Here is a 2,116-nt window from a genome sequence, read left to right as displayed (position 1 = left end):
TTTGATGCTAGTCTAAGGAATGTAAGTATGATTTCAACTTGTAAGGGGGGCTGTTATTTGGATAAAACATGTTCCGACGAGCCTGACGCTAAATTCTAAGGGAACTTTGATTCAACCCCCAAACCCTGGGGCTTAAATCAAAGTTCCCTTAGAAATCGCATCACTCGGCTCTCGTCACACTCTAAACGTGTTCCGACGGGCCTGATGCTAACTTCTAAGCCAACTTTGATTCAAACCCAAAAGCAGGGTTTAAACCAAAGCTGCCTTAGAAACCGCATCACCCAGCCCTCGTCACACTCTCGGCACAATTACCCTCAAAAAATCCGCCTTTGTTTTGACCGTAATTGGCAGCGACATGGCGGGGTCGCCATCAATTCTTGCTTGGATGTCACGCTTGGACTGGTTTTCAATTTTAACCGTTTGGCATTTAAAGTATTTGACACCCTTGGCGTTCTTGAGATTTCCCGTAATGAAATAGCGTAAATACGTCAGCAATTTCATCGGTGTAAAACTCTTCAAAATAAAAACGTGCAGATAATCATCATCATAAGACGCGTCGGGGTTAAAGGCAATGAAGCCGCCGACCGAATTTGTGGTCGTGATGAGCAGAATTTGTGAGCGTAAGGTTTCGGTGTGGCCGTTCGCGGTAATCTTTAACTTGTAGGAACGGTTGGTGAATAACTCCTTGAAGCCCTTAACGAGATAGATCGCCTTGCCAAACTTTTTCTTCTCGTCGTCCTTCACGTTCCTAGCAATATCGGCCAGTCGTCCCAGCGTCAGGCTGCTAATCATCGGTGTGTCTCCGATGGCACCTAAATCCACTTCCGTTGGTTCGCCGTCCAGGAGGTTATTGATGGCGTCATCGACTTTCAGCGGGATGTCCAGTGCCCGGGCAAAATTATTAATCGTGCCACCGGGGATGATTCCTAGAGGAATGGCCTTCCCTGCCTTTAAAAAGCCCTCACAGGCGGTATTGATTGACCCGTCACCACCAATGGTAATTAAACAATCGTAGTTTTCGGTGGCAATTTCTGCTTGGTGAACCGCGTCATCTCGAGATTTGGTCTGGCGTAAGTCAACCGTTTTGCCATTACTTTCCAACAGCGTCTTGGCATCAGTCGCAATCTGTTGATTATCGGTTTTACCGGCATTCTTATTATAGATAATGACGTACTTTTTCATGTTGCACCTCCTATTCATCGATCCTAGGATTACAACATCATTATATTATGATTGGCGAGTTGTGTCGTCTTTAGGGATTATCGTCAGCGATCCGTTCATAATCGGCGAAGTGGCGTCGACTGTATCAGGATCAGTGAAAATTTTGAGGAATTTCATGAAACTTTCAGCAGTGTTGGCTTCATTGAGATCCTTTAATGGCAGCCAATAGTTTTTGCCTTCGTCAGATTGCTTGAGTTCACCGGAAAAATGAGTCGTTTTATATAGAAATCCGATTCGGCGATACGCAGGGGTTTCATTAAACCACTCAACTGTCCCGCATGCTTGTAAATGACTTACTTTGAGGCCGGTTTCTTCAAAGACTTCTCTGACCATGGCATCGTATAATGACTCGCCTTTTTCAACATGGCCACCGGGAAAGGTGTGACCGAACTTCCAAGCAACGTCGGTCTTGTCTTCTACCAGCACTTCTCGAGTCTGTTCATTATAGATCATGCACATGTTGACCATTTCAATTGGTTCGGAACGTGAATATGTCATTTAACTGCCTCCCGTATCGTTAATATATCCTTTGGTGCTTAGTATAAAGTAGATAGTAAGCTGGGACAAGAAGGGTGAGGGGATTCTTGGCTGGGCGATGAAACGAGTTTTATTTTGTGTCTCATTTAGCCGGTTGGACGACCAGGAAACCACGGCAGAAAAATAGCCAGTCAACGATGAATAAACTGCGTTCATTATTGACTGGTTATTTTTGTGGTCTGATGGCCATGAAATGTCTAGTAGTTAAACGGTTCGCTTTGCACTCTGGTTTGATGTAGATGTCCGTTTGGGCTTTCCTTTTTACCTAGCCCAAACTTGCTCCGACGACCACAAACGAAGTGCAGTGTCTAGTCCTGTGGACGACGCAACTGACACTGCGATCTAAGACCTTCCAATC

At 45.2% G+C, this 2,116-nt stretch carries 2 protein-coding genes; both read right to left on the bottom strand.

Annotated features, from left to right (window positions below; all coding sequences use genetic code 11):
* Nucleotides 1–291: 291 nt before the first annotated feature.
* Nucleotides 292–1,182, bottom strand: a complete 891-nt coding sequence (locus AB3112_RS10910) for a diacylglycerol kinase family protein (RefSeq protein WP_084973222.1) — start codon at nucleotides 1,180–1,182, stop codon at nucleotides 292–294.
* Between the two features lie 45 nt (nucleotides 1,183–1,227).
* Nucleotides 1,228–1,719 (bottom strand): 8-oxo-dGTP diphosphatase, encoded by a 492-nt coding sequence (locus tag AB3112_RS10905; RefSeq protein WP_084973220.1) that lies wholly within the window; start codon nucleotides 1,717–1,719, stop codon nucleotides 1,228–1,230.
* Between the last annotated feature and the right edge of the window lie 397 nt (nucleotides 1,720–2,116).

Source organism: Lentilactobacillus sp. (genome assembly GCF_040773105.1).
Classification (GTDB): domain Bacteria; phylum Bacillota; class Bacilli; order Lactobacillales; family Lactobacillaceae; genus Lentilactobacillus; species Lentilactobacillus parabuchneri.
This window is presented reverse-complemented; position numbering and strand designations above follow the sequence as displayed.